Source organism: Luteolibacter flavescens (genome assembly GCF_025950085.1).
GTDB classification, from domain to species: Bacteria; Verrucomicrobiota; Verrucomicrobiia; order Verrucomicrobiales; family Akkermansiaceae; genus Haloferula; species Haloferula flavescens.
Genome location: NZ_JAPDDS010000006.1, coordinates 154,737 through 180,976, shown reverse-complemented (window position 1 = coordinate 180,976; position 26,240 = coordinate 154,737). Strand labels below are relative to the sequence as shown.

The 26,240-nt window shown below is 65.8% G+C and carries 19 protein-coding genes; 3 read left to right on the top strand and 16 right to left on the bottom strand.

Translation table 11 applies throughout. The features are described from left to right. Positions 1-10: 10 nt before the first annotated feature. Positions 11-2,425: a 5-methyltetrahydropteroyltriglutamate--homocysteine S-methyltransferase gene (gene metE / locus OKA04_RS12610; protein ID WP_264501526.1), complete on the bottom strand. Its 2,415-nt coding sequence runs from the start codon at positions 2,423-2,425 to the stop codon at positions 11-13. A gap of 46 nt (positions 2,426-2,471) precedes the next feature. Between metE and OKA04_RS12605 the strand changes: the two genes are divergently transcribed. Beyond that, complete coding sequence (locus tag OKA04_RS12605) at positions 2,472-3,386, top strand: LysR family transcriptional regulator (protein WP_264501525.1); 915 nt, start codon at positions 2,472-2,474, stop codon at positions 3,384-3,386. A gap of 31 nt (positions 3,387-3,417) precedes the next feature. On the opposite strand, the gene OKA04_RS12600 is transcribed toward OKA04_RS12605, so the two are convergent. From OKA04_RS12600 to OKA04_RS12590, 3 genes are read right to left on the bottom strand one after another with little or no spacing between them, the layout of a single operon-like run. Next, complete coding sequence (locus OKA04_RS12600; RefSeq protein WP_264501524.1) at positions 3,418-4,680, bottom strand: NAD(P)/FAD-dependent oxidoreductase; 1,263 nt, start codon at positions 4,678-4,680, stop codon at positions 3,418-3,420. A gap of 4 nt (positions 4,681-4,684) precedes the next feature. Next, positions 4,685-5,161 (bottom strand): flavodoxin domain-containing protein, encoded by a 477-nt coding sequence (locus OKA04_RS12595; protein ID WP_264501523.1) that lies wholly within the window; start codon positions 5,159-5,161, stop codon positions 4,685-4,687. After that, positions 5,158-5,997, bottom strand: coding sequence for a hypothetical protein (locus tag OKA04_RS12590; protein WP_264501522.1), 840 nt, complete (start codon positions 5,995-5,997; stop codon positions 5,158-5,160). The genes OKA04_RS12595 and OKA04_RS12590 overlap by 4 nt, the downstream gene beginning before the upstream one ends. Positions 5,998-6,166: 169 nt before the next feature. Here OKA04_RS12590 and OKA04_RS12585 point away from each other — a divergent pair, with 169 nt between their 5' ends. Continuing rightward, entirely contained in the window at positions 6,167-6,559 is a 393-nt protein-coding gene (locus OKA04_RS12585) for a hypothetical protein (protein WP_264501521.1), read from the top strand. 13 nt (positions 6,560-6,572) lie between these two features. On the opposite strand, the gene OKA04_RS12580 is transcribed toward OKA04_RS12585, so the two are convergent. From OKA04_RS12580 to OKA04_RS12540, 9 genes are all read right to left on the bottom strand, one after another. Continuing rightward, on the bottom strand, positions 6,573-7,643 hold the full coding sequence (locus tag OKA04_RS12580; RefSeq protein WP_264501520.1) for a serine hydrolase domain-containing protein: 1,071 nt from the start codon (positions 7,641-7,643) through the stop codon (positions 6,573-6,575). Position 7,644: 1 nt separating this feature from the next. Beyond that, positions 7,645-9,021, bottom strand: a complete 1,377-nt coding sequence (locus tag OKA04_RS12575; RefSeq protein ID WP_264501692.1) for an MATE family efflux transporter — start codon at positions 9,019-9,021, stop codon at positions 7,645-7,647. Beyond that, complete coding sequence (locus OKA04_RS12570; protein ID WP_264501519.1) at positions 9,018-9,959, bottom strand: hypothetical protein; 942 nt, start codon at positions 9,957-9,959, stop codon at positions 9,018-9,020. Before OKA04_RS12570 ends, OKA04_RS12575 begins: the two co-directional genes overlap by 4 nt. Before the next feature lie 19 nt (positions 9,960-9,978). Further along, the gene (locus OKA04_RS12565; protein WP_264501518.1) at positions 9,979-12,171 is read right to left on the bottom strand and encodes a TonB-dependent receptor; all 2,193 of its coding nucleotides are present in this window, start codon (positions 12,169-12,171) and stop codon (positions 9,979-9,981) included. Between the two features lie 12 nt (positions 12,172-12,183). Continuing rightward, positions 12,184-12,981, bottom strand: coding sequence for a hypothetical protein (locus tag OKA04_RS12560; protein WP_264501517.1), 798 nt, complete (start codon positions 12,979-12,981; stop codon positions 12,184-12,186). 20 nt (positions 12,982-13,001) lie between these two features. Further along, a complete protein-coding gene (locus tag OKA04_RS12555; protein ID WP_264501516.1) occupies positions 13,002-14,867 on the bottom strand; it encodes a beta strand repeat-containing protein in 1,866 nt (621 codons plus the stop codon). An 82-nt stretch (positions 14,868-14,949) separates the two neighbouring features. Then, positions 14,950-15,597 carry a hypothetical protein gene (locus OKA04_RS12550; protein WP_264501515.1) on the bottom strand — a complete coding sequence of 216 codons (648 nt, stop codon included), beginning with the start codon at positions 15,595-15,597 and terminating at the stop codon, positions 14,950-14,952. 198 nt (positions 15,598-15,795) lie between these two features. Then, entirely contained in the window at positions 15,796-17,613 is a 1,818-nt protein-coding gene (locus tag OKA04_RS12545; protein WP_264501514.1) for a beta strand repeat-containing protein, read from the bottom strand. A 51-nt stretch (positions 17,614-17,664) separates the two neighbouring features. Beyond that, entirely contained in the window at positions 17,665-18,579 is a 915-nt protein-coding gene (locus tag OKA04_RS12540) for a PEP-CTERM sorting domain-containing protein (protein WP_264501513.1), read from the bottom strand. Between the two features lie 198 nt (positions 18,580-18,777). On the opposite strand from OKA04_RS12540, the gene OKA04_RS12535 reads away from it, so the two are divergent. Beyond that, positions 18,778-19,458, top strand: a complete 681-nt coding sequence (locus OKA04_RS12535; protein WP_264501512.1) for a TetR/AcrR family transcriptional regulator — start codon at positions 18,778-18,780, stop codon at positions 19,456-19,458. Between the two features lie 49 nt (positions 19,459-19,507). Here OKA04_RS12535 and OKA04_RS12530 read toward each other — a convergent pair whose 3' ends face one another. From OKA04_RS12530 to OKA04_RS12520, 3 genes are all read right to left on the bottom strand, one after another. After that, on the bottom strand, positions 19,508-24,412 hold the full coding sequence (locus OKA04_RS12530; protein WP_264501511.1) for a hypothetical protein: 4,905 nt from the start codon (positions 24,410-24,412) through the stop codon (positions 19,508-19,510). Positions 24,413-24,695: 283 nt separating this feature from the next. Continuing rightward, a complete protein-coding gene (locus OKA04_RS12525) occupies positions 24,696-25,592 on the bottom strand; it encodes a hypothetical protein (protein WP_264501510.1) in 897 nt (298 codons plus the stop codon). Between the two features lie 17 nt (positions 25,593-25,609). Further along, complete coding sequence (locus OKA04_RS12520; protein ID WP_264501509.1) at positions 25,610-26,227, bottom strand: hypothetical protein; 618 nt, start codon at positions 26,225-26,227, stop codon at positions 25,610-25,612. Positions 26,228-26,240 lie beyond the last annotated feature (13 nt).

Below are 26,240 nucleotides of genomic sequence, written 5' to 3'. Positions count from 1 at the left end.
GTTTCTTTTCTCACACGGCGGCCTCGGCCCCGGCTGCCACGCGCAGGCGGCGTGCGGCCTCCACCATCTTCACCAGTGCGGGCTTCACCTCGGCCCAGCCGCGGGTCTTCAGGCCGCAGTCCGGATTCACCCACAGGTTCCCCTGCGGGATCACCGCGCCGGCCTTCTGGATCAGGCGCTCCATCTGCTCCACCGTCGGGATGCGCGGCGAGTGGATGTCATAGACACCCGGCCCGATCTCGTTCGGATACTGGAATTCCACGAAGGCATCCAGCAGCTCCATGTTCGACCGCGAGGTCTCGATGGTGATGACGTCCGCATCCATGTCCGCGATGGCGGCAATGATGTCATTGAATTCCGAGTAGCACATGTGCGTGTGGATCTGTGTCTCGTCCCGCACGCCGCTGGCCGTGATGCGGAACGACTCCACCGCCCAGTCCAGATACTCCTGCCACTCCGAGCGCCGCAGCGGCAGGCCCTCGCGCAGCGCCGCCTCGTCGATCTGGATGACGCGCACGCCTGCCTTCTCCAGGTCCAGCACCTCGTCGCGGATGGCCAGCGCGAGCTGCTTGCAGGAGACCGCGCGCGGCTGGTCATCGCGGACGAATGACCAGTTCAGGATGGTCACCGGCCCGGTCAGCATCCCCTTCATCGGATTCTTCGTTACCGATTGGGCAAAGGTCGTCCACTCCACCGTCATCGGGCGCGGGCGCGTGATGTCCCCGAAGAGGATCGGCGGCTTCACGCAGCGCGAACCATACGACTGCACCCAGCCATTCTGGCTGAAGACGTAGCCGTCGAGCTGCTCGCCGAAGTATTCCACCATGTCATTCCGCTCGAACTCGCCGTGCACCGGCATGTCGATGCCGATCTCGTCCTGCCACTCCACGCACTTGCGCGTCTCTTCCTTCAAGAAGGCATCGTAGTCGGCATCGCTCAGCGCGCCCTTCTTCCACTTCGCGCGGGCGGCGCGCACCTCCGCCGTCTGCGGGAAGGAGCCGATGGAGGTCGTCGGGAAAAGCGGCAGCTTCAGCTTCTCGCGCTGCACCTGCTGGCGCTGCGGGAAGGCGGAGGCGCGCTGACCGTCCGCGGCTGTCACTGCGGCCACGCGTGCCTTCACGGCGGGATTGTGGATGCGCGGGCTTTCGCGGCGGCGCTTCTGGCTCGCGCGGTTCGCCTCCAGTGCAGCCTCGTCACCCGTGCCCGAGAGCAGCGCGGCGAGCGTGGAAATCTCCGCGAGCTTCTCATCCGCAAAGGCGAGCCAATCCTTCACCTCTGCATCCAGCTTCTTCTCGGATGCCAGCGTCACCGGCGTGTGCAGCAGCGAGCACGAGGCGGACACCCACAGGCGCTCTGCTCCCAGCTTTTGCTTCGCCTGCTCCAGCAGGCCGAGCGAGGCGTCGAAGTCGTTCTTCCAGATGTTCCGCCCGTCGATCACGCCCAGCGAGAGGATCTTGTCCGCCGGGAATGATGCCAGAAGCTTTTCCACCTCCGCAGCGCAGCGCACCGCATCGTAGTGCAGCGCCGCGACCGGCAAACCGAGGAAGAGTGGGAGATTGTCCCGCAGCTCGCCGAAGTACGATGCCACCAGTAGCTTTGCCGTGCCCGCCGCTTTCGCGAGGCGTTCATAGCTCGCGGCAAAGCATGCCTTCTGCTCCGCATCCAGGTCCAGCGCCAGCACCGGCTCGTCTAGCTGGATCCACTCCGCGCCCTCCGCCGCCAGACGGGCGAGGATGTCCTCATACACCGGCAGCAGGCGCTCCAGCAGGTCGTAGCGGTTGAAGTCCGCATGGTCGGCATCCTGCACCTTGCCCAGCGTCAGGTAGCTCACCGGACCGACGAGCACGGGCTTCGGATTCAGGCCCAGCGCTTTCGCCTCGTGGAATTCATTGAAGATCTTCGTGTCGGAGAGCTTGAACTTCGTGTCCGCGCGGAACTCCGGCACGATGTAGTGGTAGTTCGTGTCGAACCACTTCGTCATCTCCCCGGCGAAGCCACCGCTGGTCTCCCCCGTGCCGGTGCCGCAGCTACCGCCGCAGCAGGAGCCGTCATCCTTCTTCACCTCGCGGGCACCGCGCGCGATCTGGAAGCGCAGGTCGAGCCCCGCGCTGCCGCCGTCCCACGTGAAGCGCGGCGGTACGTTGCCGAAGAGGCACGCGGCATCCAGCACCTGATCGTAGAAGGAGAAGTCATTGCACGGCACCAGGTCGATGCCCGCGGCGGCCTGCTTCTGCCAGTTGCGCTTGCGCAGGTCCTTGCCGATCGCCTCCAGCGCCGCTCGCGGGATCTCGCCCTTCCAGTAGAGCTCGGTGGCCTTCTTAAGTTCGCGCTGCTCGCCGATGCGCGGGTAGCCCAGGATGTGCGTGCGGATGTTTGACATGCTCCCGCCACCGTAGCGACCGGGAGCATCATGCAGGTAGCTCATTGTTTTTATGATCGTCATTCGCCATCCGAATGATCATTCCTCCCACATGCTCGAGCTGCGTCACCTCAGATCCATCGTCGCCATCGCCGAAACGGGAAGCATCTCGAAGGCGGGCAAGCGCCTGAATCTCTCCCAGCCAGCGCTCTCCCACCAGATGAAGGCCCTCGAGGACCACGTGGGCACGGAGCTCTTCCAGCGGAAGAGCAATCCCCTGCGTCTCAGCCGTGCCGGGGACCGCCTGCTGACCACCGCCTACGAGGTGGAGAAGCTGGTGATGCAGTGCGAGCGCGATGTCGCCCGCATCGCCGGCGGGCAGTCCGGCCAGCTCCGCATCGCCGTGGAGTGCCACTCCTGCTTCGACTGGCTCATGCCCAGCATGGATGCCTTCCGCGAGGGATGGCCGGAGGTGGAAATGGACCTCGTCGCCGGATTCCAGCCGGACCCCGTGGGCCTGCTTGCCGAGGACGTGGCCGACCTAGTCATCGTCTCGCAGGCACGCCCGCGCGCCGGTGTCACCTTCCACCCGCTCTTCCGCTACGAGGTGCTGGCCCTGCTTGCGCGGAACCACCCCTTCACGAACAAGCCCTACCTCACCGCGCGCGATTTCGCTAAGGAAACGCTGGTCACGTACCCCATCCCGGACGACCGCATCGACGTGATCCGCGAGGTGCTCGGACCCGCGGGCGTGGAGCCGCCGCGGCGGAAGACCGAGCTGACCGTGGCCATCCTCCAGCTCGTCGCCAGCCACCGCGCCATCGCCGCCATGCCCGGCTGGGCCGTGCAGCCATACCTTGAGAAGAGCTACGTCGTCTCCCGCCCCATCCGGAAGTCCGGTCTTTTCGCGAATCTCTACGCTGCCACCACCACCGAGAATGCCTCGTCGGTTTACATGACGGAGTTCCTCGACACGATGCGCCGCATCAGCTTCTCGACGCTGAAGGGCATCGAGCCCGCTGAATGAGGGTCGCCAATAATACTACGAGCTCCGTACGTCAACTCACGCCCCCCGGCTCGTCGTCGCTCGCCGTGGTGAAGACCCGCGAGCCCGGCTTGTCGTGGATGTAGGCCCAGAACCACGAAACGAGCACGCCGGACTTGCTGCGGAAGCCCGCGAGGAAAAGCACGTGAACGAGCAGCCAGATCAACCATGCGGGCCAGCCGTGGAGCCGCATGCCCGCGGCATCCACCACCGCGGCATTCTTCCCGATGATGGCCATGCTGCCCTTGTCGAGATAGCGGAAGGGCTCGCGCGTGCCTCTCAGGATCTGCTGTCCCACGTGCTTGCCCGCCTGCACGGCGGCGGGGGCCACGCCCGGAACGGGACGCGCGTCCGGCGTCATCGCGGCGGCCGTATCGCCGATCGCGTAGGCATCCGGATGGCCGGGCAGGGAGAGATCCTCCTCCACCTGGATGAGGCCGGCACGCGTCAGTCCCACTCCGAGCGTGCGCGTCAGCGCGGTGGCCTCCACGCCCGCAGTCCAGATGATGGCCCCTGCTTCCAGCACCTCGCCGTCCGCCAGCGTCACCCGCTGATCCTCGATGCCGGAGACCATCGCGCCGAGCCGCACCGTCACGCCCAGCTTCTCCAGCCTGCGCCGTGCGTAGTCCGATTGCGCACGATCAAAGGTGCCAAGCAGGCGATCCCGCGCCTCCAGCAGAATGATCCGCTGCCGCCGCGTGTCGTAGCCGCGGTAGCTGCGCCGCATGGTGCGCTGGATGAGATCCGAGAAGGCACCCGCCAGCTCCACGCCAGTGGGACCGCCGCCGATGATGACCACGCAGCCCAGCACCGCCTGGCGCTCCGGCTCGGCGCGGTCCGCCAGCTCCAGATTCCTCAGCACGCGCTTGCGGATCTCGAAGGCATCGCTCAGCGACTTGAGCTGCAGCACGTGCGGAGCCCACGCCTCATTGCCGAAGAAGCTCGCGCGCGATCCGGTGGCGATGACCAGCTTGTCGAACTCCAGCCTTCCCCCGCTGGCCATCGTCAAGGAACGCGTCGCGAGATCCACCGACTCCACATGCTCGTAGAGCACGGCGATGTTTTCATCCCGGTCGAAGATGGTGCGGATGGATCGCGAAATGTCCGGTGCCGTCAGCGTGGACGTCGCGACCTGATAGAGCAGCGGCTGGAAGAGATGGTGATTCCGCCGGTCCACGATGGTCACGCGGATGCCCGGCCTGCCTGCGAGATGGCGCGCGCAGGAGAGCCCGCCGAATCCCGCACCGATGATGACGACGTGCTTGTCCCCGGCCATCGGATCAATCGCGGAAGCCGCCGGCCACCGCCGCCACGGGATCTAGCATCGGGAGCACCTGCGCCATCCATCCGGCGAGGCCCTCGTCATAGCCATCGTCGCAGTCCACGCGCGGCGAAAGCGACTCCGCACCATGGCGCAGCAGCTCGCGCTCGAGTTCCTTTCCCGCCTCGCAGAAGAGATCATAGCGGCTGTCCCCCAGCGCCAGCACGCTGAAGCGCATGTGCCCGTAGCCGAGCGGGCATGCCTTCCGCAGGCTCTCGTAGAAGGGCAGCGCGTCATCCGGCGGCTCGCCATCGCCCCACGTGCTCACCACGGCCAGCACCACGGTGCAGCCACGGAGGAAGTCGGCGGTCTTGTGATGCGCGAGGTCGATGGACTCCACTTCATGGCCTGCGGCCTTCAGGGCCTTGCCCGCCTCGATGGCCGCATCCACCGCCATGCCGGTCTGCGAGCCGAAGATAATGTGTATCTTGTTCATGAGCGTCTGGCGATTTCCTTTCCAAGTGCCGCGATGCTGTCCATCCGGCAGCCCTCGGGCTCGATGAGTGTCAGCACGATCTCCCCGTGCTGGTCGGCGAAGAGCAGCACCGGCCGCTCCCCGTGCCCCACGAATTGCACGCGGTGGAAAAACGAGGGTCGCACGTGCAGGCACTGCCCGGCCTGCGCCACGCTCATCCAGCAGCCATGGCGCGAGATCTCCTCCGGCCGCAGTTCGTCCCAGGTGGTGGCGGGGTCGTGCGGCAGGATCATGCCCGGAGCCACGCCCTTCTCGCGGGCCTCCTGGAAGATGCGCTCGAGGTGATTCCAGAGCCACTTGCCCTTCTTGCGCAGGCCGCGGTCGAGGCATCCGCAGTCGAGTGCATTTGCCCGGCGCAGGTGCAGCAGGTCCCAGCCGTCGCCCTCGGACTCGATCAGCGGCTCCAGGAGCGCGAGGTCTTCCTCCGCCTCCTCCATGCCACGGTAGCAGAGCTTCAGGAATCCGCGGCCGCGCTCGTCCGCGATCTCCACGCACGGGCAGCTCTCGCCATTCCGCTCCTCGACGTGCCAGAAGGCCTCGCTCCATTTCTCCATGCGCAGCGAGTCCCCCTGCACGCCCTCCATGCGATGCGCGCAGCCGGGCGAAAATTGCAGCCGCCCAAAGCGACCCACCCGGCACAGCAGCACGTGCGGCGAGCGGTAGATGGTCGCGGACGTGCGCAGCTCCGGGAGCAGTGCGGCCAGCGCCTCCCAATCCTTCCTCAGACGGAGCACCCGTCCCACCCCGGGGAAGGACACGGCCTCCGATGTTTCTTCTCCTGCGATATTCCGATGCATGGCCCGATCTGCTCCACCACATGCAGATGGCGGACGCGGGCAAACGATCCCGAAGGGCCGCCGCGCGCGCTAGCGATGCCGTGCCAATTTCTGGCGATGGATTCCCATTCCCGCCACCCGCGACAACCTGCCATCACCCGAAGCAAGCGAACGCCAGCCGATCCGATGATTGAAACAAGCGCCCGATGCGGTAGCTATCGGCATCATGGTTTACCGCTGGATCTTCACCGTCCTCTACGCCCTGCACCTCATCTGGACCGGCCTGCTGCCCGGCATCGTGCAGCGCGCCTACAAGCCGAATGCGCTTTGGTTCTGCCTCGTGCTCGGCATCGCGATGCTGGCCGGTGCCTTCCTCTTCCGCCTCGGCAGGCGGCGGGCCGCTCGCGCGGTGTGCGGCCCGGTCGTCGCGCTCGTCTTCGGCTTCTACCTCTACTGCTTCATCAAGGCACCGGCTGAGGACGCCACGATACGCGTCGGCCTCATCATCCTCAGCTCCATCGCACAGGCCGTTGTCGTCTTCCTCCCCGCTGCCCCCGGCAGCGAATCCGGCAGCAGGCGCTGAGGCCCGCCCGCGCTCAACGCGACAGCCACCGCAGCAACTCACTCGCCGGGCTCTTCCCGCCAGAGGTGTTCGAAAGATTCGCCGCGATGCCGAAGCTCCGTCCGCTCTTCTCGTCCACCGCGATCACCGCCTGATAGCCGGGCACGTCGCCGCGATGGCCGATCAAGCCGTCCCACGACTCGATGCAGAAGCCGTAGCGATACCCGCGCGTCCCGGTCTCCTGCCACTCGTGGAGAAGTCGGCGCGATTCCTCGCGGAGCAGGCTGCCGCGACACAGCGGCACCACCGCGCGCTGCAGGTCGCCGATGGTCGAGTGGAGATCGCCCGCCGCATTCGCCCACGAGGCATTGTAGCCGCTCACGTCGAAGCGGACCTTGCCATAGCCGATCGGGCGACCGGGGCGGCCATGCCGGTAGCCGCGCGGGTGTGGATCGGGCAACTCTCCCTTTGCAGGCACGCCGGTGTGCTTCATGCCGAGCGGACGGAAAATCTTCTCCTCCAGCAGCACCGCCCACGTCTTCCCCGTCGCCTCCTCGGCGGCCATGGCAAGCAGCACCGTGTTCGTATTACTATACTCCCAGGAGGTGCCGGGCTCGAAGGACGGTTGCTGCGCGAAGGCGAACTTCAGGATCTCCCCGGCGGTCCACACGCGAGCTGGATCGTCGGTGATCGCCTGCTGGAACTCGCGACTGGAGATCGAGTTCGGCAGCCCGCTCGTGTGATTGGCGAGTTGCTTCAGCGTGATCTTGTCCCCACCCGGCACGCCCTTCACATGGTGTGAAATGGGCGCGTCCACATCGAGCTTTCCCTCGTCATGGAGGATCAGGACGAGCGTGCCGACGAAGAGCTTTGTCACGCTGCCGATGCGGAAATGCATGTCCGCGGTGGCGGGCTCAGCTTCCTCCCAGTCGGCATGCCCCGCCACGCGGATCTCCGGCGCGGAGTCTTCTCCAGCCGTCGCGATGAAGAATGCCGGAGCCTGCAGCGAGCGCATGGCGGAGGCCTCGTCGCGGTGCAGTCCGCAGGAGGCGAGCGCGAGGGTGGAGAGCCACTGGAACATGCGCAGCAGGGATTTCCTTTTCATTTCACGAGGTGACGAGGGCCGGTCGCGCCGCCCACTTCATCCGCTGCCAGCGCACGAAGAGGCCGGTGCACTTCACGCACTCCGCGATGGCGAGAGCGATCCACAGGCCGGTGACGCCCAGCCCGGTGTGCTTCATGAGATACCACGCTAGCGGCGCGCCGAGCAGCCACGTCACCGCGATGCTGAAGACCACCGGCACCACCGCATCCCCCACCGACCGCAACGAGCCGAGCAGGATGACGATCCCTGCGGCGAAGGGCTCGAGCGCGATACCCGCGAGCAGCAACGTCTTCACCCCGCGGATGACCGCCTCGTCCTGTGTGAAGAGTCGCGTCAAGGGTTCGGCGAAGGCATACAGCACGCCCGACAGGACCATCACCGCGAGCGCCGTGCCGATGGTGGTCCGCACGGCGCGGCGGCGCGCGGTCGCGTGATCCTCAGCGCCCTTGTCGTAGCCGATCAGCGTTTCATTCGCCTGCGTCACGGCCACGACTACGAGCGAAAGCAGCGCATTGATCGTGAGTGTGTAGCTCCGCACCAGCACGGCGGAGGTGCCGAGCGACGCGACGAATTTCACCATCGTGAGCTGGAAGAGATTGTAGGCGAAATTGTCGCTCGCACCCGGCACTGACAGATGGAAGAGCCGCCGGATCGCCTCGCGGTCGCGCAGTCCATGCCACAGCCGCCCCATGCCAGCCCACCCGGCGGAGAAGCCGAGCCGACGGGTCAGTGCCCACGCAAACATCGCCGCGCCGGCGATCCGCACGATCAGCGTGGACAGCGACGCCCCCTGCACGCCCATCTCCGGAAAGCCCCACCGCCCGAAGACCATCGCATACTCCAGCGCGAGGTAGATCACATTTCCCACGATGCCGAAGACGAGGATCTCGATGGTGTGGCCGAAGGCCCGGAGCACCGACGCCGCCACGGTGATGAAGCCGTTCAGGATCATCGCGACACCGATGACGCGGACGTAGCTCGTGGTGTCCGCCACCAGCTCGGCAGGCGTGTCCACCCACCCGACGAAGGACGACGCGCCGATGAAAAGCACCAGCGAGATCGCCACATTCAGCAGGGTATTCACCGCGATGGAGATGCCGCCGATGCGCCGCGCACCCGGGGTATCCCCACGGCCGAGGCACTGGGCCACCAGCACCAGTCCGCCGATGGCCAGCAGCCCGGAGAGATCGTACGCCACCCCTAGTACTTGGTTCCCCAGGCTCACCGCAGCCGCCAGGTTTTGCTGGTAGGCGCTCAGGATCATCTGGTCCACGAAGGTCGCGCCGATGGACAGGGCGGAAAAAAGGAAAAGCGGCCACGCGAGCTGGAAGAGATTCTTCCGCTCGAAGGCAGGTTCGCTGCTGGATGTCTCGGTCAGGGCTCGATGGAGCGGATGCGGAAGAAACGGGCGGGCGGCGCGAGAGGGACCACCAGCGGCACGGCGGACGCGGAGTCAAACTGGCTCCCCAGATCCTGCCAGCCGCCGGCCAGCGACGGGCTGGCCTCGAAGATGAAGCGCCGCGTGGTGGCAGCAGGGAAGACCGGCGTCAGCGTGACATTCCCGCCCGCCACGCCGATGCCCAGCGTCGGCATCACCAGCGGTGCGGGCGGCTCCGCCTCGGACAGCGACGCGATGGTGGCAATGAGGTCGAACTCCATGTGGACGTTCGTCGCACCGATGTAGTAGTTCACGGAATTGTCCGCGAGGTCGAAGCGGAAGGTGCCATTCTCCACCACCAGCCGCCCGCGGTAGGGCTGCGAGGTGAGGTAGGAGTGCTGGCCGGTCTGCGGGCTCTTGTAGGTGGGCTGGAAGGTGATCTCGGCGGCGAAGTCCAGCCGCACCGGCGTGCCGTTCACGAGTTTCAGACCCGGCCCGGTGAAGTTTTTCACCACGATGACCTGGCTCGGCAGCGTCGGTGGCCGCACGTCCAGCTCGTAGCCGCAGGCATCCGAGTAGAGCTCCAGGTCCAGCAGGATACCCAGCGACTGCGGCGCGATGTATTCCGTGCCCTGCCGCGTGATCAGCGAGTCATTGTAGGTCAGGTCGCCGATGTCGAAGACCTCGTTCGGCCCGGGTGCGGGCAGTTGGTTCGATGGTGTGGCGAGAGTCGGATTGAAGGGCGGCGGCGGATACGTCAGCGGGTTGTAGTTCACCGTGCCGTCCGGATTCACGGTCAGCCCGTCGAGGTCCGGGATCACGAAGGCGTGGCCGTTCCCGTTCGCCTCGGAGGCACCGGTGCCAGTCAGCGGGATGGTGACCTGCGCCGCATGCAGCGGCAGGGTCAGGAGGGCGAGGGTGAGCGGGAGCCTGGACATGACGGGACGGGACTGGCTGTTAGAAGCGGACGGTGAAGGACGCCCCGTAGGTCCGCGGCGCGCCCACCGTGGCGAGGAAGTTGTCCTGGAAGGCCGGGCCATCCGGACCCAGCGACGTGAAGGGCACCTTCCCCACCACGTGGTTCTCATCGAAGAGATTCTCCACGAAGAGGCTCACCTCCCAGTGCTCGGAGCGATAGCCCGCCTGGAGATTCACCGTGATGAAGGAGTCGATCTCCACGGTATCGTCCTGCGGCACCTGGATCGGCAGGAAGCCCGTCGAGCCGCCGAGTGGCGCGAAGAGCACCGGGCTGTAGTAGGCCGCCGAGTAGCTCACGTCGCCGGAGAGATACATCCCCTTCCACGGCTTCCACGTGAAGCCGAGCGATGCCGTCACCGGTGCCGCCTCGGGGAATTCATAGCCCGCGAAATTCATCGTCGCCGGGATGCCGGACGCCGTCAGCGCCGGATCCACGCGATAGACGAAGTCGTCGTACTGCGAGTCCAGTAGCCCGAGCGAGCCGAAGAGCTCCACGCTCTCCGTGGCCTGAGCCCGCAGCTCGATCTCCGCGCCGTAGAGCGTGGAATTCGCCGCATTGATGACGCGCTCGCTGCCCTGGAAGGTGGCCGGATCCAGCGTGCGGATTACCACCTGCTGGTCCTTCCAGTCACTGTAGAAGGCATTTGCCGACAGGCTCGCCCGGCCGCCGAAGAGCGCGCGGCGGTAGGCGATCTCGTAGTGATTCGTGGACGAGGGGTCGAATTGGTAGGGCGACTGGAGATCGATGCCCGAGCCGCCGCTCTGGTAGCCGCGCTGGAAGGTGAAGCCGAGCGTGTGCTCGGGATTGAAATCATAGCGCACGCCGAGCTTCGGCAGGAAGTCGGTCTCCGAGGACTTCGTCGTCCCGGAGTTCGAGGAGAAGCGGTAGTCCTCGTGGAAGAGCCGGCCGCCACCGATGAGGTGCCAGCGCTCGCCGAGCAGCCAATCGATCTCGCCGAAGACGGCCGCATGGCGGCGCTGGCGGTCAATGTCCGACTGCGTGCTCGTGCCCTCGTTCTCCGAGTAATACGCGCCCAGCACGGCCTTCCCCCAGGTATCGTCCCAATTCGCGCGGATCTCCTGGGTGAATTCCAGCTCGTTGTCGTCGCGGACCTTCCCGCCGTCCACCTGGCCCACCTCGAGGTCGGTATCCACCCAGGTGGTCAGCGCGGTGAGGCGCAGTTGGTCGGTGAGTTCCAGCCGGTTTTCCCACGAGAGCAGGTGCCCCGTGGTATCGCGGATCTGCTGCGTGCCGGAGCCCGTCAGCCACAGCCGGTCGAAGAACGACGGCACCCGCGGGTCGGCATTCGGCCCGAAGACATCGCTCAGCGCGGGCGAGCTCTCCGAGTAGGCATACGTCAGCTTCGATGAGAAGGGACTCGCCGTAGGTTGATAGAGTGCCTTCGCGCGGAACTGGAGGAAATCCGAAGTACGGAAGTCCTCGTACCTCGGCTGGCTCACCAGCAGCGGGTAGGTAACGAAGCTCTCGCGCTCCGAGTCCTCGAAGGTGAAACGCAACGCGAATTCATCCGTCACCGCGAGATTCAGCATCGCTGCATGCTCGCGCAGGCCGTGGCTGCCGTAGGTGGCGCGGTAGGCCCCGCCGTAGCCGGGCTCCGGGTCCTTCGTCTCGATGATGACCGCGCCTGCGAGCGAGTTCTTCCCGCGCAGCGTGGACTGCGGGCCGCGCAGCACGTCGATGGTCGCCACGTCCCACGCCCGCGTCGGGCCGCGGCGCGCGGACTGCTGGGTCAGGGCCACGCCGTCCACGTAGATCGTGGAGAGCGCCGCCTGGTCGCCCGAGATGTTTTCGGCATCCGGTGCCTCGGAATTCATGCCGCGGATGACGAAGCCGCCGTCCACGAATTGCGGTGCCCTCACGTTCCCCAGCAGGCGATACGCGCTGTTCACGTCGCGGATCTGCGAGTTGTCGATCCGCTCCGCATTCACCCGCCCGATGGATGTCTGCGTCTCGGCGAAGGTCTCATCGAGCTTGGAGGACTCGACGACCATCTCGCCGAGCATCTCCATCCCGCCTTCGTCGGCCGGCAGGTCCCCGAAGACATCCGCCTCCGTGGCGGATGCAGGCGCGGATTCCTCCGCGGGGGACTGGCCCGACGACGAGGGCATCGTCATGAGGATCGCCGAAGCGATGGCAGGAAAGGCATGCATGAAAATAGAGGTTCAGCGGCAGCGGCGGCGGCGAAGCAGCAGGAGAGCACCCAGCGAACCGAGCAGTGTCACGGCAGGCTCCGGCACCACCGCATTCACGGTGCCCGTGAGATTCGCCGTCAGCGTCGAGGGCCCGATGAAGGTCTCCTGCACATCATTGATGAGATACGCGATCTGGTTGCCGGTGACGGAGAAGGTCCCGCTCCACGCGAGTTCCGTGCCGATGTTCACGGTGAAGGTCGTGGGAATCGCCAGGTTGATCGACGTGAGCTGGCCATTCGTGAAGGTCAGCGTGTCCGACGCATCCAGGCTGCCGAAGGAGATGCCCCCAGGGGCATCGAAGAACCACAGCCCGAGCGCGTGGTCGGAGATGTCGCTGATCACCGTCGGCGGGCCGCCGGGCGCTCCATTCGTGCGGGCCGGATCGGACGTCCAGAAGGCGCTCAGGTCAAAGGACGTGATCGCCACGGTCTCCGTGCCCACGCCGGTGAGCCCGGTCTCGTCATAGGAAAGCGAGCCCACCTGGAAGCTCGTCTCGCGCGGGAAGAGATCGATGGTCGTCCCCAGCGGAGAGCCGGGATTCGCCTGGCCGAGATTGTTGATGTCGTAGATGGCATCTGCATCGCCCGTGTTCGCTCCGGCCGTGCCCAGCGAGCCATTGCCGAGACGGATCATGCCGAAGCCGCCGGTGGCCGCGTCTTCGGAGATGTAGCTGTCCCCGCTCATCGTCGAGGCAAGCGAGACGGTGGCGGCATGCAGCGACGACGCCGCACCAAGCAGGGAGATGAGCAGGATGGATCGGTATTTCATAAAGTGGAATAGGTGGAAGATCAGCACGCGCGACGACGGCGGACGACGGCGAGCAGGCCCAGCGCACCGAGCAGCGCCGCCGATGGCTCCGGCACCGCGGAGTAGGAGAGGATCAGCGAATTCCCGCTCTGTCCGAGCGACCACGCGCCCGTGCCCGACTCGGGGATCGCGCTCGCGTCGATCGTCACGAAGTCCTCGTTGAAGCCGGTGATGCCACCGACCGCGCTCGCGATGAGGAACTGATAGCTCTGCAGAGGATCGAAATTCGTCAGCGCCCCCGCCTTCTCCAGCGTGAGCGTGAAAGGACTCGCCTCGGTCGAGGCAAAGGACATCGCTCCCGCGACTTCCACCGTGTCCCAGCCCGTGCCCGCAGCGCCCGCGGCATCACCGATCTCCCACTCATAGATCGCGCCGCCGATGAGGTGCAGCGATCCCGTATTCATGATGCCGATGCTAGCTCCCGGCGCGAAGGCCCCGCCGCTCTGGACGGTGATCCCGCCGATGTGCGTGCCATTGCCGCCGTAGGTGCCGTTATTCATCACGGTGATGGCCGTGTTGCCGAGCGAGCTGTTGTTCACCAGCTTGCCCGCGCTTACCGTAGTCGCCATGCCATAGCTGTTGCCCGTTCCTGTTAGGATGGTCGTTCCGGGGCCGGTCTGGTTCACCGCGAGGCGCGTGCCCGTCAGGTTTGCAGCGAAAGTGGTCGTGCCGGTGTGGTTGAAATTCACCGTCGCGGTCGAGTTCAGGCCGGTGCCGGAGGTGACTTCCGAGGCCGAGACGATGCCCGCCGCGCCACCGTTGCCGATGTTCATCGTGGCATTCACGTAGTTCGAGCTCGCGAGGGTGATCTTGCCAGCGCCGCCGTCCACCGTGACCTTGCCGCCATCGGCGATGGTCAGCGTGTTGTTGGAGATCGCGTTGCGGTTGCCACTCGCACCGATTGCGATGCCGGAGACGCTCGTCCACTCGGAGCCTGTGCCGGTGATCGTGACCGCACCGACCGATCCTCCGCTGTTGCCGACGCGGATGTTTTGACCCGCACCGGTGAAGTGGATCTTGCCGCCTCCTTCGACGGTGAGATTCCCGTCATGGAGCATCGTCCCGGCAAAGGTCGCCGTGCCACCCGCCTTCACCGCGAAGGTGCCGCCCGTGTTTGAAGACAAGCCGACCCCGGAGGACAGGATCGCGCCGTCCTTCACCGTGGCGAGGCTGCCCGCGCCCACCACATTGATGCCGATGTCGAGATCCCACCGGGTGCCCGTGCCGGTGAGCATGACCGTGCTGCCATTTTGCAGTCGCCCCTGGTAGCTCTTCACCGCTCCGCCTTCCGAGACGGTCAGGCTGGCGGTGTTTCCCACGTTGCTTGCGAGAATGATGGCTAGCCCGGCCTCCAGCCGCGACCCCGCACCCGACACCGTGACGGTGCCCGCGCCGGTGGTGGCTGCCGTGCCGCCATTGTAGCCGCCGATGTAAACCCAACCGTCCGAGTCCACCACGCCGCCACCCGAGATCGCGAGCGTGCCCGTGCCGGCCCTGCCAACGACGAGCCCGTGTTCCCCCACCGCATTCGCCGCGTCGGTGAGGTGCCAATACGCGCCCGCGCCGGAGACAGTGGCATTTCCCGTGGAGCCTGCCGCATTCCCCAGCCTGCCGGTGATGCTGGTGACCTGGCCGCCGGGACCGATGGTCAGCGTGCCCGTGCCTGTGTCGCCGATGGTGAGCTTGCCATCGATGTCCCAGGGAGAGGCATGATCACCCGGGACACCGATGGCCGAGCCGTCGATGACCTCATCGACGGCGAAAGTGATGGACGGCAGCCCCGCGAGACCGACTACCAGGATGGCCGGAAGATCCGTGCGGGGGGAGAAAAGGAGGCTTGGTTTCATGGGGGCGCGATGGATGGAGAAAGAGGAGCGGGAGGGGCGACACGCGTGTCGCCCCTCCCTGGTGATGGTGGGGGAAATGCGGTCAGTCGGTGTAAACGCCCACCTCGTCCGCGGTGCCGAAGACATCCGCGATGAAGCGCGACGTACCGGCGAAGATGCCGTAGCTCACGGTCTCGGTGTCATCGATGCTCAGCGCGACATCGTCGCCGGAGATCGAGAAGGTGCCGTTCCACGTCGGCGTGTTCCCATACACCGATGCCGAGAAGGACGCGGTGATGGAGAGATTGATGGAAGTGAGCACTCCATTCGTGAAGGTCACCGTGTCATTCGCATCCAGCGCGCCGAAGGAGAACGACACCGGCCCGTCGAAGAACCACAAGTCCAGCGCGGTATCGGAGATGTCCGTGGTGCTGGAGCCGGGTGCCCACAGGTCGCCGAGGTCGATCGACGTGATCGGCACCACGTCCACTCCCACGTTGTCCACCAGCGTATCGTCATACGTGATGCTGCCGATCAGGAACTCCGTCTCATACGGGAAGAGGTCCCAGCCCGTGCCCACGGCATAGCCATCGAGCAGGCTGCTGGTCGACTGAATGGTGACGCTGGAAGGATCGGTGTAGCCGCTCCAGGTGAAGAGGCCGTCGCGGTCGCCGGGAGCACCCGTGCCACCGTTGATCCGGCTGAAGCCGCCGGTCGCGAAGTCCTCCGCCAGGACGCTGCGGTCGTCCATGGTCGATGTCAGCGGGATGGTCCCGGCGTGGAGCAGAAACGAACTCGAACAAAAAACGATACCGGCAAGGGCCGGAGCATGAAGCATCGATCTGATATTCATTTGTTTGGTTTTGTCTTACTTGTGTTTCCAGTGATCCACGCCGGGCAGGGAGGCAGCCGGACGGGGTCCGGACCTCCGTGGGTGGCGTGAAGATTTTCAGCAGGCGCGGCGGCGGCGGACGGCTGCGAGCAAGCCCAGCGCACCGAGCAAGGCGGCCGATGGCTCCGGCACCGCGGAGTAGGAAAGGATCAGCGAATTCCCGCTCTGCCCGAGCGCCCACGCACCCGTGCCCGACTCGGGGATCGCGCTCGCGTCGATCGTCACGAACTCCTCGTTGAAGCCGGTGATGCCACCGACCGCATTCGCGATGACGAACTGATAGCTCTGCAGCGGATCGAAGTTCGTGAGTGCTCCCGCCTTCTCCAGCGTGAGCGTGAAAGGATTCGCCTCGGTCGAGGCAAAGGACATCGCGCCCGTGACTTCCACCGTATCCCAGCCGGTGCCTGCAGCGCCCGTGGCATCGCCGAGTTCCCACTCGTAGATCGCGCCGCCGATGAGGTGCAGCGATCCCGTATTCATGATGCCGATGCTGGCTCCCGGCGCGAAGGTGCCGCCGCTCTCGATGACGGTCGCACCGGTGTGCGTGCCGCTGCCGCCATAGATGGCATTGTCCATCACGGTGATGGTGGTGTTGCCGAGCGAGCCGTTGTTGACGAGCTTGCCATTGCCCACCGTGGTGGCTCCGCGGTAGGTGCTGTCGCCGGTGAGGATGGAGGTGCCCGGCCCGGAGGTCGTCACGCTCATGTTGTTGCCGGTGATGCTGGCGGAGAGGGTGGTGGTGCCGGTGTGGTTGAAGTTCACCTTGCCCGTGCGGAGCGAAGACGTCGCACCGCTGATGGTCGCGGCGTTCACGATGCCCGCCGCGCCGCCGTTGCCGATGTTCAGCGTGCCGGTGGTATTGTTCCCGGCGGACAGGATGATACTGCCGGTGCCCCCGTCGACCGTGACGGCACCTCCATCGGTCACCGTCAGCGAGCTATCGGCACCCGCGCCGGTCCGGCTGACGGTGATGCTCGAAACGCTGGACCACTCGGAACCCGCTCCAGTGATGGTCAGGTCCGCGGCCGCCCCGGACTCGTAGCCCACGTGACTCGCGGCCTGGCTCTCGATGCGTGCGCCGTTTTCCAGCACGAAGCCGGTGCTCACGCGGAGGTTGTTCGCCTTCAGGAGACTGCCCTCCCCGGTGACCACGGTGCTGCCCGCGAGCTGCACATAGGTGCCGGTGAGGTCGATCTTACCCTTGTCCGCGATCCGCACGCTGCTCCCCTCCGTGCCGACGGAAATCGTGCTCGTGGTCCAGTTCGACCCCGCGCCGGTCACCAGCAGCGAGCCGGTGCCGCTCGTCTGCTGGCCGACGATGCCTGTCTGGCTCGTGACCGTCCCGCCATTCGAGATCGTCAGGCTGCCATTCCCGATGCGTCCCACCGTGAGGAGCGCCGCGGCGTGGAAGGACGATCCTGCTCCGGTGACGGTCACCTCGCCCTTCGCGGCTGCATCGTCTGCGACATTGTAGCCGATGTGCGCGGATGAATTCAGGATCTCCACCCGGCCACCGCCGGAGATCGCGAGCGTGCCCTGCCCCGAGTAGCCGACATAGAGACCGTCCGTGCCGATCGTCCCGGAAGGCGGCGTCAGCCGCCACAGCGCGTCCGTGCCCGAGACGCCCACATTTCCCACCGACCCCGCCGAGTGACCGATGAAGCCATTCCGGCTGGTGACCTGGCCACCGGCACCGATGCCCAGTGTGCCCGCGCCGGTGCTGCCCACATGGAGATTGCCCGTCACCGGCCACGGCGTGGCGTGGGAACCGGGCACGGTGATGACCTCACCGCCGTCGATGACTTCATCGGCGCGGAGGGCGGCAGGCGAGAGGATGGCCGCGGCAAGCGGCGGCACGATCAGGAGATGCTTCACGGAGAAAACAAAGGGGGCCAGTAATGCGAGGTCAGCGGGGAAGGGCAGCCTTCAGCGGCGGCGGCGGACGGCGGCGAGCAGGCCCAGCGCGCCGAGCAGCAGGGACGAGGGCTCCGGAATCACGAAGGCGGTGCCCGCGCGGTCCATGATCATGTTGATGCCGGTGAAGACCGCGACGGTCTCCGTGTCCTTCACGTCGAACGCGTAGTTCAGCCCGCTCGTCGAGAAGGTGCCGGTGAAGGTCGCCGAGCCGAAGCCGGGGAAATTCCCGATCTGCATGAGCACGTTCAGCGTGCCCGAGATGTCCATCGAGGTGAGCTGGCCATCCACGAAGGTCAGGCCGGTACCCGTCGCATTCGTGAGCGAGATATTGTAGAAGCCTGCCGCATTTCCCGCGCCGCCGCCTTCATTGTAGATCGTGTGGACGGTCGAGAAGGGCGAGATGTTCACGTTGCCCACGCCCGTGTTCCACCCGGAAGCGGTGTAGCCGTCCCACTGGTAGGTGTCGAAATTGATGGTCAGCCCGCTCAGCGGGATGGTCTCCGTGCCAAATCCGGTCAGTGCCGAGGTGTCGTAGCCGATGAGGCCCGCGCTCATCGTCGAGTGGTCCGCATCGGTCACGGTCTGGTTGTGCACCGTGATCGGCGAGCCTCCGTAGAAGGCATTGCTGAACTTCGTCGCGTAGTTCGTCGAGGTGGACTGCGGCGAGGTGACGATCGCCGTCCATCGTCCCGCATTCGTGTAGCCCGTGGGGATCTGGAAGTTCGGATACTGCGCCAGGCCGTTGCCGCCGGTCTTGTTCTCGATGCCGTCCTGCGTGGTCGAGTTCTTGTAGTTCGCGAGGGCGAGGCCGCCGGTCGCCGGGCCACCGAGGCTGACGTAGTTCACGGCGGCGTGGGCGGTGGGGATGGCCGCGGCGGCGATCGTGAGGCAGCAGGCGAGGCGGAAGTTTCGGGATGTGATCATAGGGGATGGTCGGGAAGTGGCGGGGCGGGGTGGTTCTCCGGGGTGGCCGTGATTTCGCGGATCGAAGTGGACAGGTCTCGGCCCGCGCGGCACTATTGAGATTCATTCTCACTGACAAAGTGTCAATTCGATTTCCCGGGAGCCGCCTTTTTCTTGCCGCGCCCCCCTTTCCCCCGAAAGTTTCCCGAACCGAGACCGATGCCCTCCCGTCACAAGTCGCAGAAGCCACCCCGTCCCCCCTCCCCCTCCGGAGTCGCCCAGCAGCAGCGCCGCGAGGCGGAAAAGGAGGCCCGCCGCGAAGCAATCATCGACGCCGCGGAGGCCGTGATCGCGAAGGTCGGCTGGGACACGACGAACTTCGGCGAGATCGCGAAGCTCACCGGCCTGAGCCGCTCGCTCATCTACGTTTACTTCCCGACGAAGGCCGATCTCTTCCACGCGATCAGCCGTCGCGGTGCCACGGTGCTGCGGGATCTCTTCTCAAACGCGCTCGCCGGGGCGGACAGCGGGCTCGACCGCATCGAGCTCATCGGCCGCGCCTACTACCAGTTTGCCCGCGAGCATCCGGTGTATTTCAAGTTTCACTCCGAGCAGGACCACGAGCCCGCGGGCGATGGATCGGGCAAGGGCGCACCCGCTTTCTCCCACCCGGCCTTCGAGATGCTCGGCCAGGCCCTCGCGCTCGGCATCGCCGACGGCTCCATCCAGCTCCCCGGCGTGGACCTGCGGAGGACCGCGCTGGTCGTCTGGACCTTCACGCACGGCCTGCTCTCCATCTCCACGCGCAAGGCGGAATTCCTCCGCGTCATGATGGGCGTGCCCCCGTCCGAGCTGGTCGATGACGGCTTCCGCCTCCTCCGCGGCATGCTCGCGAAGTGACACCCACCGTGGCTGCGGCATCCTGCCGCCAGCCCGGCACAGGCCACGCTCAAGGCTCCCTAGCCCTGACAAACCGCCGCTGCGGAGCCGGAGCACGCGTCGGCAGCACCACCGAGATCACCTCGCCGGGGTACGTCACGCTGACCCTGCCAGCCTGCACCTGCCCGCCGCGGATCATCGGCAGCGGAATGGCGGACCATGAGCCGGCCAGCGTGCCGCTTTCCTCAAGGATCGCGCTGCCGCCGTAGGGCACCATGAAGTCCGCGATCAGCTCGCCTGTCGTTCCGTATGGCGTGATCCCCAGCGCAACTGGCCGGTCCACCGGGTCCACCGCTGCGTAGAGCGTCGGCGAGAGATAGGAGATCATCGCGTCCTCCGCGTGCGGCAGGTCGAGCGGGCTGTCGAAGACAAGCGGATTCACGGAGACGATGCGGCGGACTTCCTGATAGATGGTGCCGGGCTCGATGACGACCACCTGCCCCGGTGCGAACCACTGCTGGATGCGGCCGCCCATTTGATCCGGCCATATCGCCAGCGGGTCCTGCGGCACCGCCGAGATAGCCCCCGCGGCGGTCTCGCTGCTGAAAGCCGAGGTCGGCGCGAGCTTGATCACCGGCGGCAGCGAACTCACCGGGCGCGGAACCCAGGTGGTGCCATTGAAGACCTCCACGTTTTCCCCGTCGCCGCCGCGCACCAGCAGTGGGGACCCGCCGGATTCATTCGTGCTGTAGTTCCAGTTCGGATTCCCTCCAATGGTCCCGTCCGGTTCCTCCCCATCGTGGTTCCAGAGGAAAGGCATGAAGATCCTGCGGTCCGGCCACTTGGCCTGGAAATAGGCGAAGGCGTCCTCGATGTCCGCCTGCGCCGCACGCACGCGCGACTTCATGCCACCGTCGAAGTGGATCAGGTGCGTCCGCCCCTTCCTCGCGAAGCGGGATAGACCCATGCTGATATGTACGGCATTTGTAGTAGTTCCGGAGACCTCCAGCAGGGCCTTTTCCCCGCGCAGGTAGTCCACGAGCTGGTCGGCCTTGTCCACGAAGATGCTCTGCCCGAGATCGTCGATCCAACTGATGGTCTCCGGGTGCTGCAGCCCGACCCAGCGGCTCATCGTGTCGTAGAGCCTGGCCGCCGTGACCGGGTCGATGGGGGTGCCATCGAGGAAGGTGAAGTGAATCCAGTCGATATCGCCCGAGATGAATTTGAACTCGGTGAGATCGGAGTTCATCATCTTCGGGATCAGCACGGGCGGCTTGCCCGGGCGCTCGATCACATCGTAGCGGAAGGGCCGGTTCGGACCCTTCTCGGAGCCCGGATTCGGCACGCCGTTGTCCTTGTAGTTCTTCTTCATCGGCAGGCCGCCGCCGCTGCTCACCGGCTTCGACCATTGCTTGAAGTTCGGGTAGTGCTTGTCGAACTCCTTGCGACGGCTGGCCGCGCGTCGCAGGGCCACCTCGATCACCGCCTCCGAGTGGCCCTTGGCCGCCAGGTTCGCCCGGATCACATCGTCCGGGTCCGGCATGAAGATCGCCGTGATGCCCACGGGATCGAGCGCGCGATTCTCCGGCGACTTCCCGCGGATGGTCGGCATGTCATCGCCCAGCAGCAGCATGTCCACGTCGGAGATGCCCTTCGGCTTCATCGCCTCGGGCTTCCACACCGCCTCGCCCAGCACATCGATGAGCGTGTGCGACTCCGGCGTGCGTTCGCGCATGTAGCCCTTGATGCCAAAGCGGCGGAAGATCTCCTGGATGTCCTTCAGATAATCCCCTGTCAGCCCCCAGGCGCGCAGGGTGATGTCCGCATCCACCTTGCCCGGCTTCAGCGTGCGGAGCAGCGTCTCCTGGTCATTCAGCACCTTGCTGATGCTGGAGTTTTCCACCAGGTTCGACAGCTCCTGCGCCTTCGCATACTGGTTCAGCTTCGGGCTCGGCAGCGCCATCGTGATCACCTCCATGCCGGCATTCCCAGACACCCTGCCCCACAAGTCCGCGATCTGTGCGGGATCGTCCGAGGCATACGCGGCCTCCATGCCACTGAAGAGCGAGTAGGTGGAGTTGCGCGTGTAATCCAGCACCTGATTGAAGTCACTGGGGTCGAAGGGCAGGCTCAGCGCTTTCATCAGATACGCCCGCCGGGCCACCTCCAATGCCGCGGACTGTACGAAAGCCTCGCGCTGCGCCGGCGTCATGCCCTTCCACGTGAAGGCGAGATACTCCGCGCCCTCCCACACCGCGCGCGACGCGGAGCCCATCATCTCGCCGAGTTGCGAGGGATTCCCCGCGATGCTTCCCGGCACCCGGCCAAATGCCCCGATGCTGTCGAGATTGTCATACCACCACTGGCCCATGCCCACCATCGCGCCATGGCTCCAGTAGGCGACCTCTTCCATATTGGTCAGCGCGGCAGGAGCAAAGGGCCGGCTGTGGTCCTGGATGATGCGCACGGAAAGCGGATTCCCCAGCCAACCGCCGAGCCCGCCCGTCACCAGCACATCATCCATCGTCAGCTTCGTCTCGTCGCCCGTCCCGTCGTCGATCAGCACGATGTCCGTCATTCCCTCGAAGGTGGCCGTGCCGGAGGGCGCGCCGTCCGCCTCCGTCATGATCTTGCCGCTCAGCAGCAGCACGCCATTCGCCTCGATCTCATGCTGATGCGGGAAAGGCGGGTCGACCATGTTCCCGTCGTCGCTGGTCAGCACCGCGCTCAGGGCGTTCAGGTTTTTCGTCGAGCGGATGCCGTGGAATTCCACCGTGGAGTTCGACGTCTTGTTCGTCACCTTGCCAAAGATCTGCAGCGACGCCCCGGGCTGCATGAAGAAGGCGCCGTTGTTCTGGTTCGTGATCGCCGGCGTCCGCGCGAAGTCCAGCTCCAGCTCCACCGGATACGGCATCCCCACCGCGATCGGCGCGCCGGTGCCAAACGTGCGGAAAGGCTCCGCCGCCCCCGCGCTGCGGCCATTCACCATCGCGCGGAAATGGAAGCGCCCGTCTGCCTTCACCAGCAGCGGATATTCCTTCCTCACGATCGCCCCGGGTGCCAGCGTCCCGGCGTCGAATGCCTGCTGCCCTCCGATGGCGATGCGCGCGCCCACCAGCGCCGAGCGATCCCGCGCCAATGCTGAAACCGACTCCACCTGCGCCGCCACCGGCTGGTCGCTCTTGTTCTCGATGATGACCTCGATCTTCGGCTCGATCACGTGGTCATCCGCGTCCATCACCTTGTAGAGCCCGGTCTGCGGATCGGGCTCCTCCGAGAGCTTCATGTTCACGATCGGCACGTCGCCAAGGAGTGGCTTCGCCCGCAGCGTGATGCTCAGTGGCGAAACGACGATCTCCTTCGAAACACCCGTCGTGCTCACGCCACCATTCGCCGCCAGCACCTCGGCATCCGAGCGCACCGTTCCCGTACCCGGCTTCAGCGGCGTGATGACAACCGGGAAGCTGCGAATGGGATTCGCCGCCGTGAGCGTGAAGGCTGGCACCTCGCCCGCCTCGATCTTGAAACGCCCGCTGCCCGCCTCCGTCAGCAGCGACGGCGTGAAGGTCACGAGTTGCGGCGTCGCCTCGTAGGAAGTGGCCACCACCGTCGCCATGAAGGGCATATCCACCGCGGGGTCCGCATCCTCAGGCAGCTCGATCTCCAGCCCCACGCCAGAGCAGCCCACGCAGATGCGTCCGCTGGTCACGAGCGGCGTGGAAATCTTGAAATTCTGGTAAGTCATCGCCTGCCCCGAGGCGAGGACCGTGATGGCCAGCTTGCCATTCCGCGTCGCGCGGAAGCGATAAATCAGCTCCGCGCTCGCGCCCGGTGCCAGCGCTACCCCGGCGGGAGGCGTGCCGGTCGGCTCCGCCAGCCCCTCGCCGCTGTAGGCCAGGGTCGCCAGGTCCAGCTTCGCATCCGTCACCTGGAAGGGCGTCATGTTCGTGATGCGCGCCTTCAGTTGGAATTCCTGGTTCACCGCCACGCCCAGCCGGTCAAAGCCCAGCCCGAGTTCCAGCGATGTATCGAAAGGCACCTTCACCGCCGGGGCGACGGGCGAGATCGTGCGGCGGTGCTTCCCGCCTGCCCCGGACGTGGGATTCCCCGTGTAGGGCGTCTCCACCTGCAGGCGGAAGCTGACGTTGTTGCAATTGATCTCCGTGACGCTCGGGCTGATCTGATTACGCGGCCGCACCCTCACCTGGAAGCTCACCGTGTGGCTGCGCGGGGCCTGTGTGCCCCAGTCGATGGTGAAGCGACTTGTCCCGCTGGTCGTCACCGTGCCGCCGGAATTTCCCGCCAGCGAACTCGCCACCATATCCGTGTCATTCGGCGCGGTGAGCGTGAGCCGCGAGGAATACATCGTGAAGTGCGGGTAATCCGGCACCTGCACGGTGTAGGTGATCAAGTCACCGGGGGCGACGGGTCCGGAGGTGTCCGCTGTCACCTTCACCTTCGAGTAGAGCATCGCGAAGGGATGGCTGAAATTTCCCGACGCCGACTCCCCAGCGCGCGCCGCATTCGCGGAGACCTTCACTTGGAAATCCGGCGCGACCTCCGGCAGATCCGCCAGGCTGGCCACCTGCACCGTCAGCCAGATCTCGGAGCGGCCCTCGTTGCCACCCGGCAGCAGCGTCGCCGTGATCGTGCCGCCTGCGTGGCTCAGCGAGACCGGGCTGCCGAAGCGGCTCTGGCCGGACACATAGGTCATCATCGGGGGCAGCGTCAGCTTCGCCATGCCGCTCTGTGGCACCTTGTCATAGCGTAGCACCCACTGGAGGCGCACCGTCCCGCCCGCATCGATGGCATCGGTCAGTCCGCCGAGCGTACTGGAGTAGAGATCCAGCTCGCTCTTCACCGTCAGCGCCCTGGCTTCCTGCACGCCGCCGATCCAGACCGACAGCAGGGCGAGAAGGACAAACAGCGGACGCAGGAAAACGCGGGCAGCAAGGGACGACGAACTCTGGCTCATGACGGGAAGGGGGAAAAGCGACTCGCACCGGGATACGGCAAACGACTCGCGCGACCATCTACGACGAAGTTACGGATCGAACAACCCCACGCATCTCATCGGGCAATTCTCCCGATGACCAAGCCCACCAGACCGCACAGCCTACAAGACTGAAAACCTGATAGATACGCGCACCTCAATGAGGCGAATTCCCGCCACCACCTTCCCTAACAACCACCAGATTGACTATCCGCATGATATGACAATTACGACCGAGCCGGCATCTTTACAAGACCCCGGGGACTCACGGCGTCGCCACGACGCGGAAGAACCGTCGGCCGCTGCTGCTGATCGGGAAGCTCACGACCCAGGCGGCGGAGCCATTGCTCACCAGCGTGGCTTCCGCGCTTGCGGAGCCCCATGTCTGGAGATTGGGAGAGCTCTGGATCGACAAGTTCGCCAAGCGATCGAGGCGACGCGGGATGGAAAGCTGGATTACGCCGCCCGCACCGAGGGACGTGGTCACCGGCGGAAGCGTGTCCGGGGTCATCGGGCGGGTGCCGAAGACGAACTCCATCACGTTCGGGATGCCGTCGCCATCGGCATCGTCTTCCGCTCCGCCGAGCACCACGCCGTTCAGCTCCTCGTCCCTCCAGCGGGCGTAGGTCGTGGAAGGCGCGGCTCCATTCGTCACCGCCACTGTCCGCATCAGCGACGGGCTGCCGGATGACTGGATGGACCCGGCGACGACCTGCGTCGCATTCTTCGCATTCCAGCTCAGGGCACTCGGGTTGGTGCTGTCGGGTGCCGGCCACGTCCACGAGGGCGCGCGGAAGAGCAGCCACTCATTCCCCGCCCTGCCGCCAAAGCCCCACACCCAGGCATTCGCGCCCACGGTGAAGGGTGCCACATTCGACGTGACCGTGTATTGGCCGGTGAAGCGTTGCGTGACCGGATTGTAGATCAGGCGCTGTGCCGCGCTCCAGTTCGCGGCCCACTGCGCGGTATTCGCGGTGGTCGGCGTGAAGCCCGCGGCGAAGACCCCGAGCTCGAAGCGATAGCCGCCGTCCATCGGCGCGCCACCGCTGTCCACATTCACATTCTGCGCGTCGCTGAACCACTGGATCGTCCTCGCCCCGGAGACCTCCATGAGGACCATCACCAGGAAGAAGCGGAGCAGGAGGCCGCGCAGGGAAATCATCGCATTCCGGATCTTGTTCAGGACTTCATGCGACGGCGGCGGAGCGCGAAAAGCAAGCCGCACGTCGCGAGGAAGAAGGTGGACGTCTCAGGCACCACGTGGGTCTGGATGGTGTAGGTCCCGGGATTCTCCACGTCACCACCGCCGACCACCGGCCCCTGCGAGCCATAGACCGGCACGTCCGAGACGGCGAGATCCGAGGTGGACCACTGGTAGGGCAGGCCTCCGTCGCATCCGCAATCGTCGGGCGGAGGGGCACCCGGCAGCACCCAGCTCTCGCTGCGGCCCAGGAAGCTCTCCGAGCCCACCGTCATCGCCGCATCCTCCGTGATCCAGATGTAGGCATTCAGCCCGGAGAAATCGAAGCCCGGGTAGGCCACCGGATCGCTGCTGCCGCCTCCGGCGATGAGATTCGCCGTGGCGGTGAAGTAGCCGAGATTCGGATCGAAGCTCGCGACGCTGAAGGTGCGCCAGTTCGCGGACCACAGGTGGACATTCGTTTCCGTGGGGACGAAGCCATTGGCGAAGACGCCCAGCCTGATGCTGTAGTCGGACGTGAGCGCCGCGCCCGTGCTATCGACCGTGGTCGAGAGCACCGGGCTGCCCCAGTTGATGGTCGCGGCCGGAGCCTCCATGGAAGCGAAGAGC

Excerpts from the sequence above, each read along its gene's own strand:
- OKA04_RS12565 (WP_264501518.1), bottom strand. The coding sequence starts at position 12,171 with ATGCATGCCTTTCCTGCCATCGCTTCGGCGATCCTCATGACGATGCCC.
- OKA04_RS12570 (WP_264501519.1), bottom strand. The coding sequence starts at position 9,959 with ATGTCCAGGCTCCCGCTCACCCTCGCCCTCCTGACCCTGCCGCTGCAT.
- OKA04_RS12520 (WP_264501509.1), bottom strand. The coding sequence starts at position 26,227 with ATGGAGGCTCCGGCCGCGACCATCAACTGGGGCAGCCCGGTGCTCTCG.
- OKA04_RS12605 (WP_264501525.1), top strand. The coding sequence starts at position 2,472 with ATGCTCGAGCTGCGTCACCTCAGATCCATCGTCGCCATCGCCGAAACG.
- OKA04_RS12560 (WP_264501517.1), bottom strand. The coding sequence starts at position 12,981 with ATGAAATACCGATCCATCCTGCTCATCTCCCTGCTTGGTGCGGCGTCG.
- OKA04_RS12530 (WP_264501511.1), bottom strand. The coding sequence starts at position 24,412 with ATGAGCCAGAGTTCGTCGTCCCTTGCTGCCCGCGTTTTCCTGCGTCCG.
- OKA04_RS12555 (WP_264501516.1), bottom strand. The coding sequence starts at position 14,867 with ATGAAACCAAGCCTCCTTTTCTCCCCCCGCACGGATCTTCCGGCCATC.
- OKA04_RS12580 (WP_264501520.1), bottom strand. The coding sequence starts at position 7,643 with ATGAAAAGGAAATCCCTGCTGCGCATGTTCCAGTGGCTCTCCACCCTC.
- OKA04_RS12600 (WP_264501524.1), bottom strand. The coding sequence starts at position 4,680 with ATGGCCGGGGACAAGCACGTCGTCATCATCGGTGCGGGATTCGGCGGG.
- metE (WP_264501526.1), bottom strand. The coding sequence starts at position 2,425 with ATGAGCTACCTGCATGATGCTCCCGGTCGCTACGGTGGCGGGAGCATG.
- OKA04_RS12595 (WP_264501523.1), bottom strand. The coding sequence starts at position 5,161 with ATGAACAAGATACACATTATCTTCGGCTCGCAGACCGGCATGGCGGTG.
- OKA04_RS12525 (WP_264501510.1), bottom strand. The coding sequence starts at position 25,592 with ATGATTTCCCTGCGCGGCCTCCTGCTCCGCTTCTTCCTGGTGATGGTC.
- OKA04_RS12535 (WP_264501512.1), top strand. The coding sequence starts at position 18,778 with ATGCCCTCCCGTCACAAGTCGCAGAAGCCACCCCGTCCCCCCTCCCCC.
- OKA04_RS12590 (WP_264501522.1), bottom strand. The coding sequence starts at position 5,997 with ATGCATCGGAATATCGCAGGAGAAGAAACATCGGAGGCCGTGTCCTTC.
- OKA04_RS12550 (WP_264501515.1), bottom strand. The coding sequence starts at position 15,597 with ATGGACGACCGCAGCGTCCTGGCGGAGGACTTCGCGACCGGCGGCTTC.
- OKA04_RS12540 (WP_264501513.1), bottom strand. The coding sequence starts at position 18,579 with ATGATCACATCCCGAAACTTCCGCCTCGCCTGCTGCCTCACGATCGCC.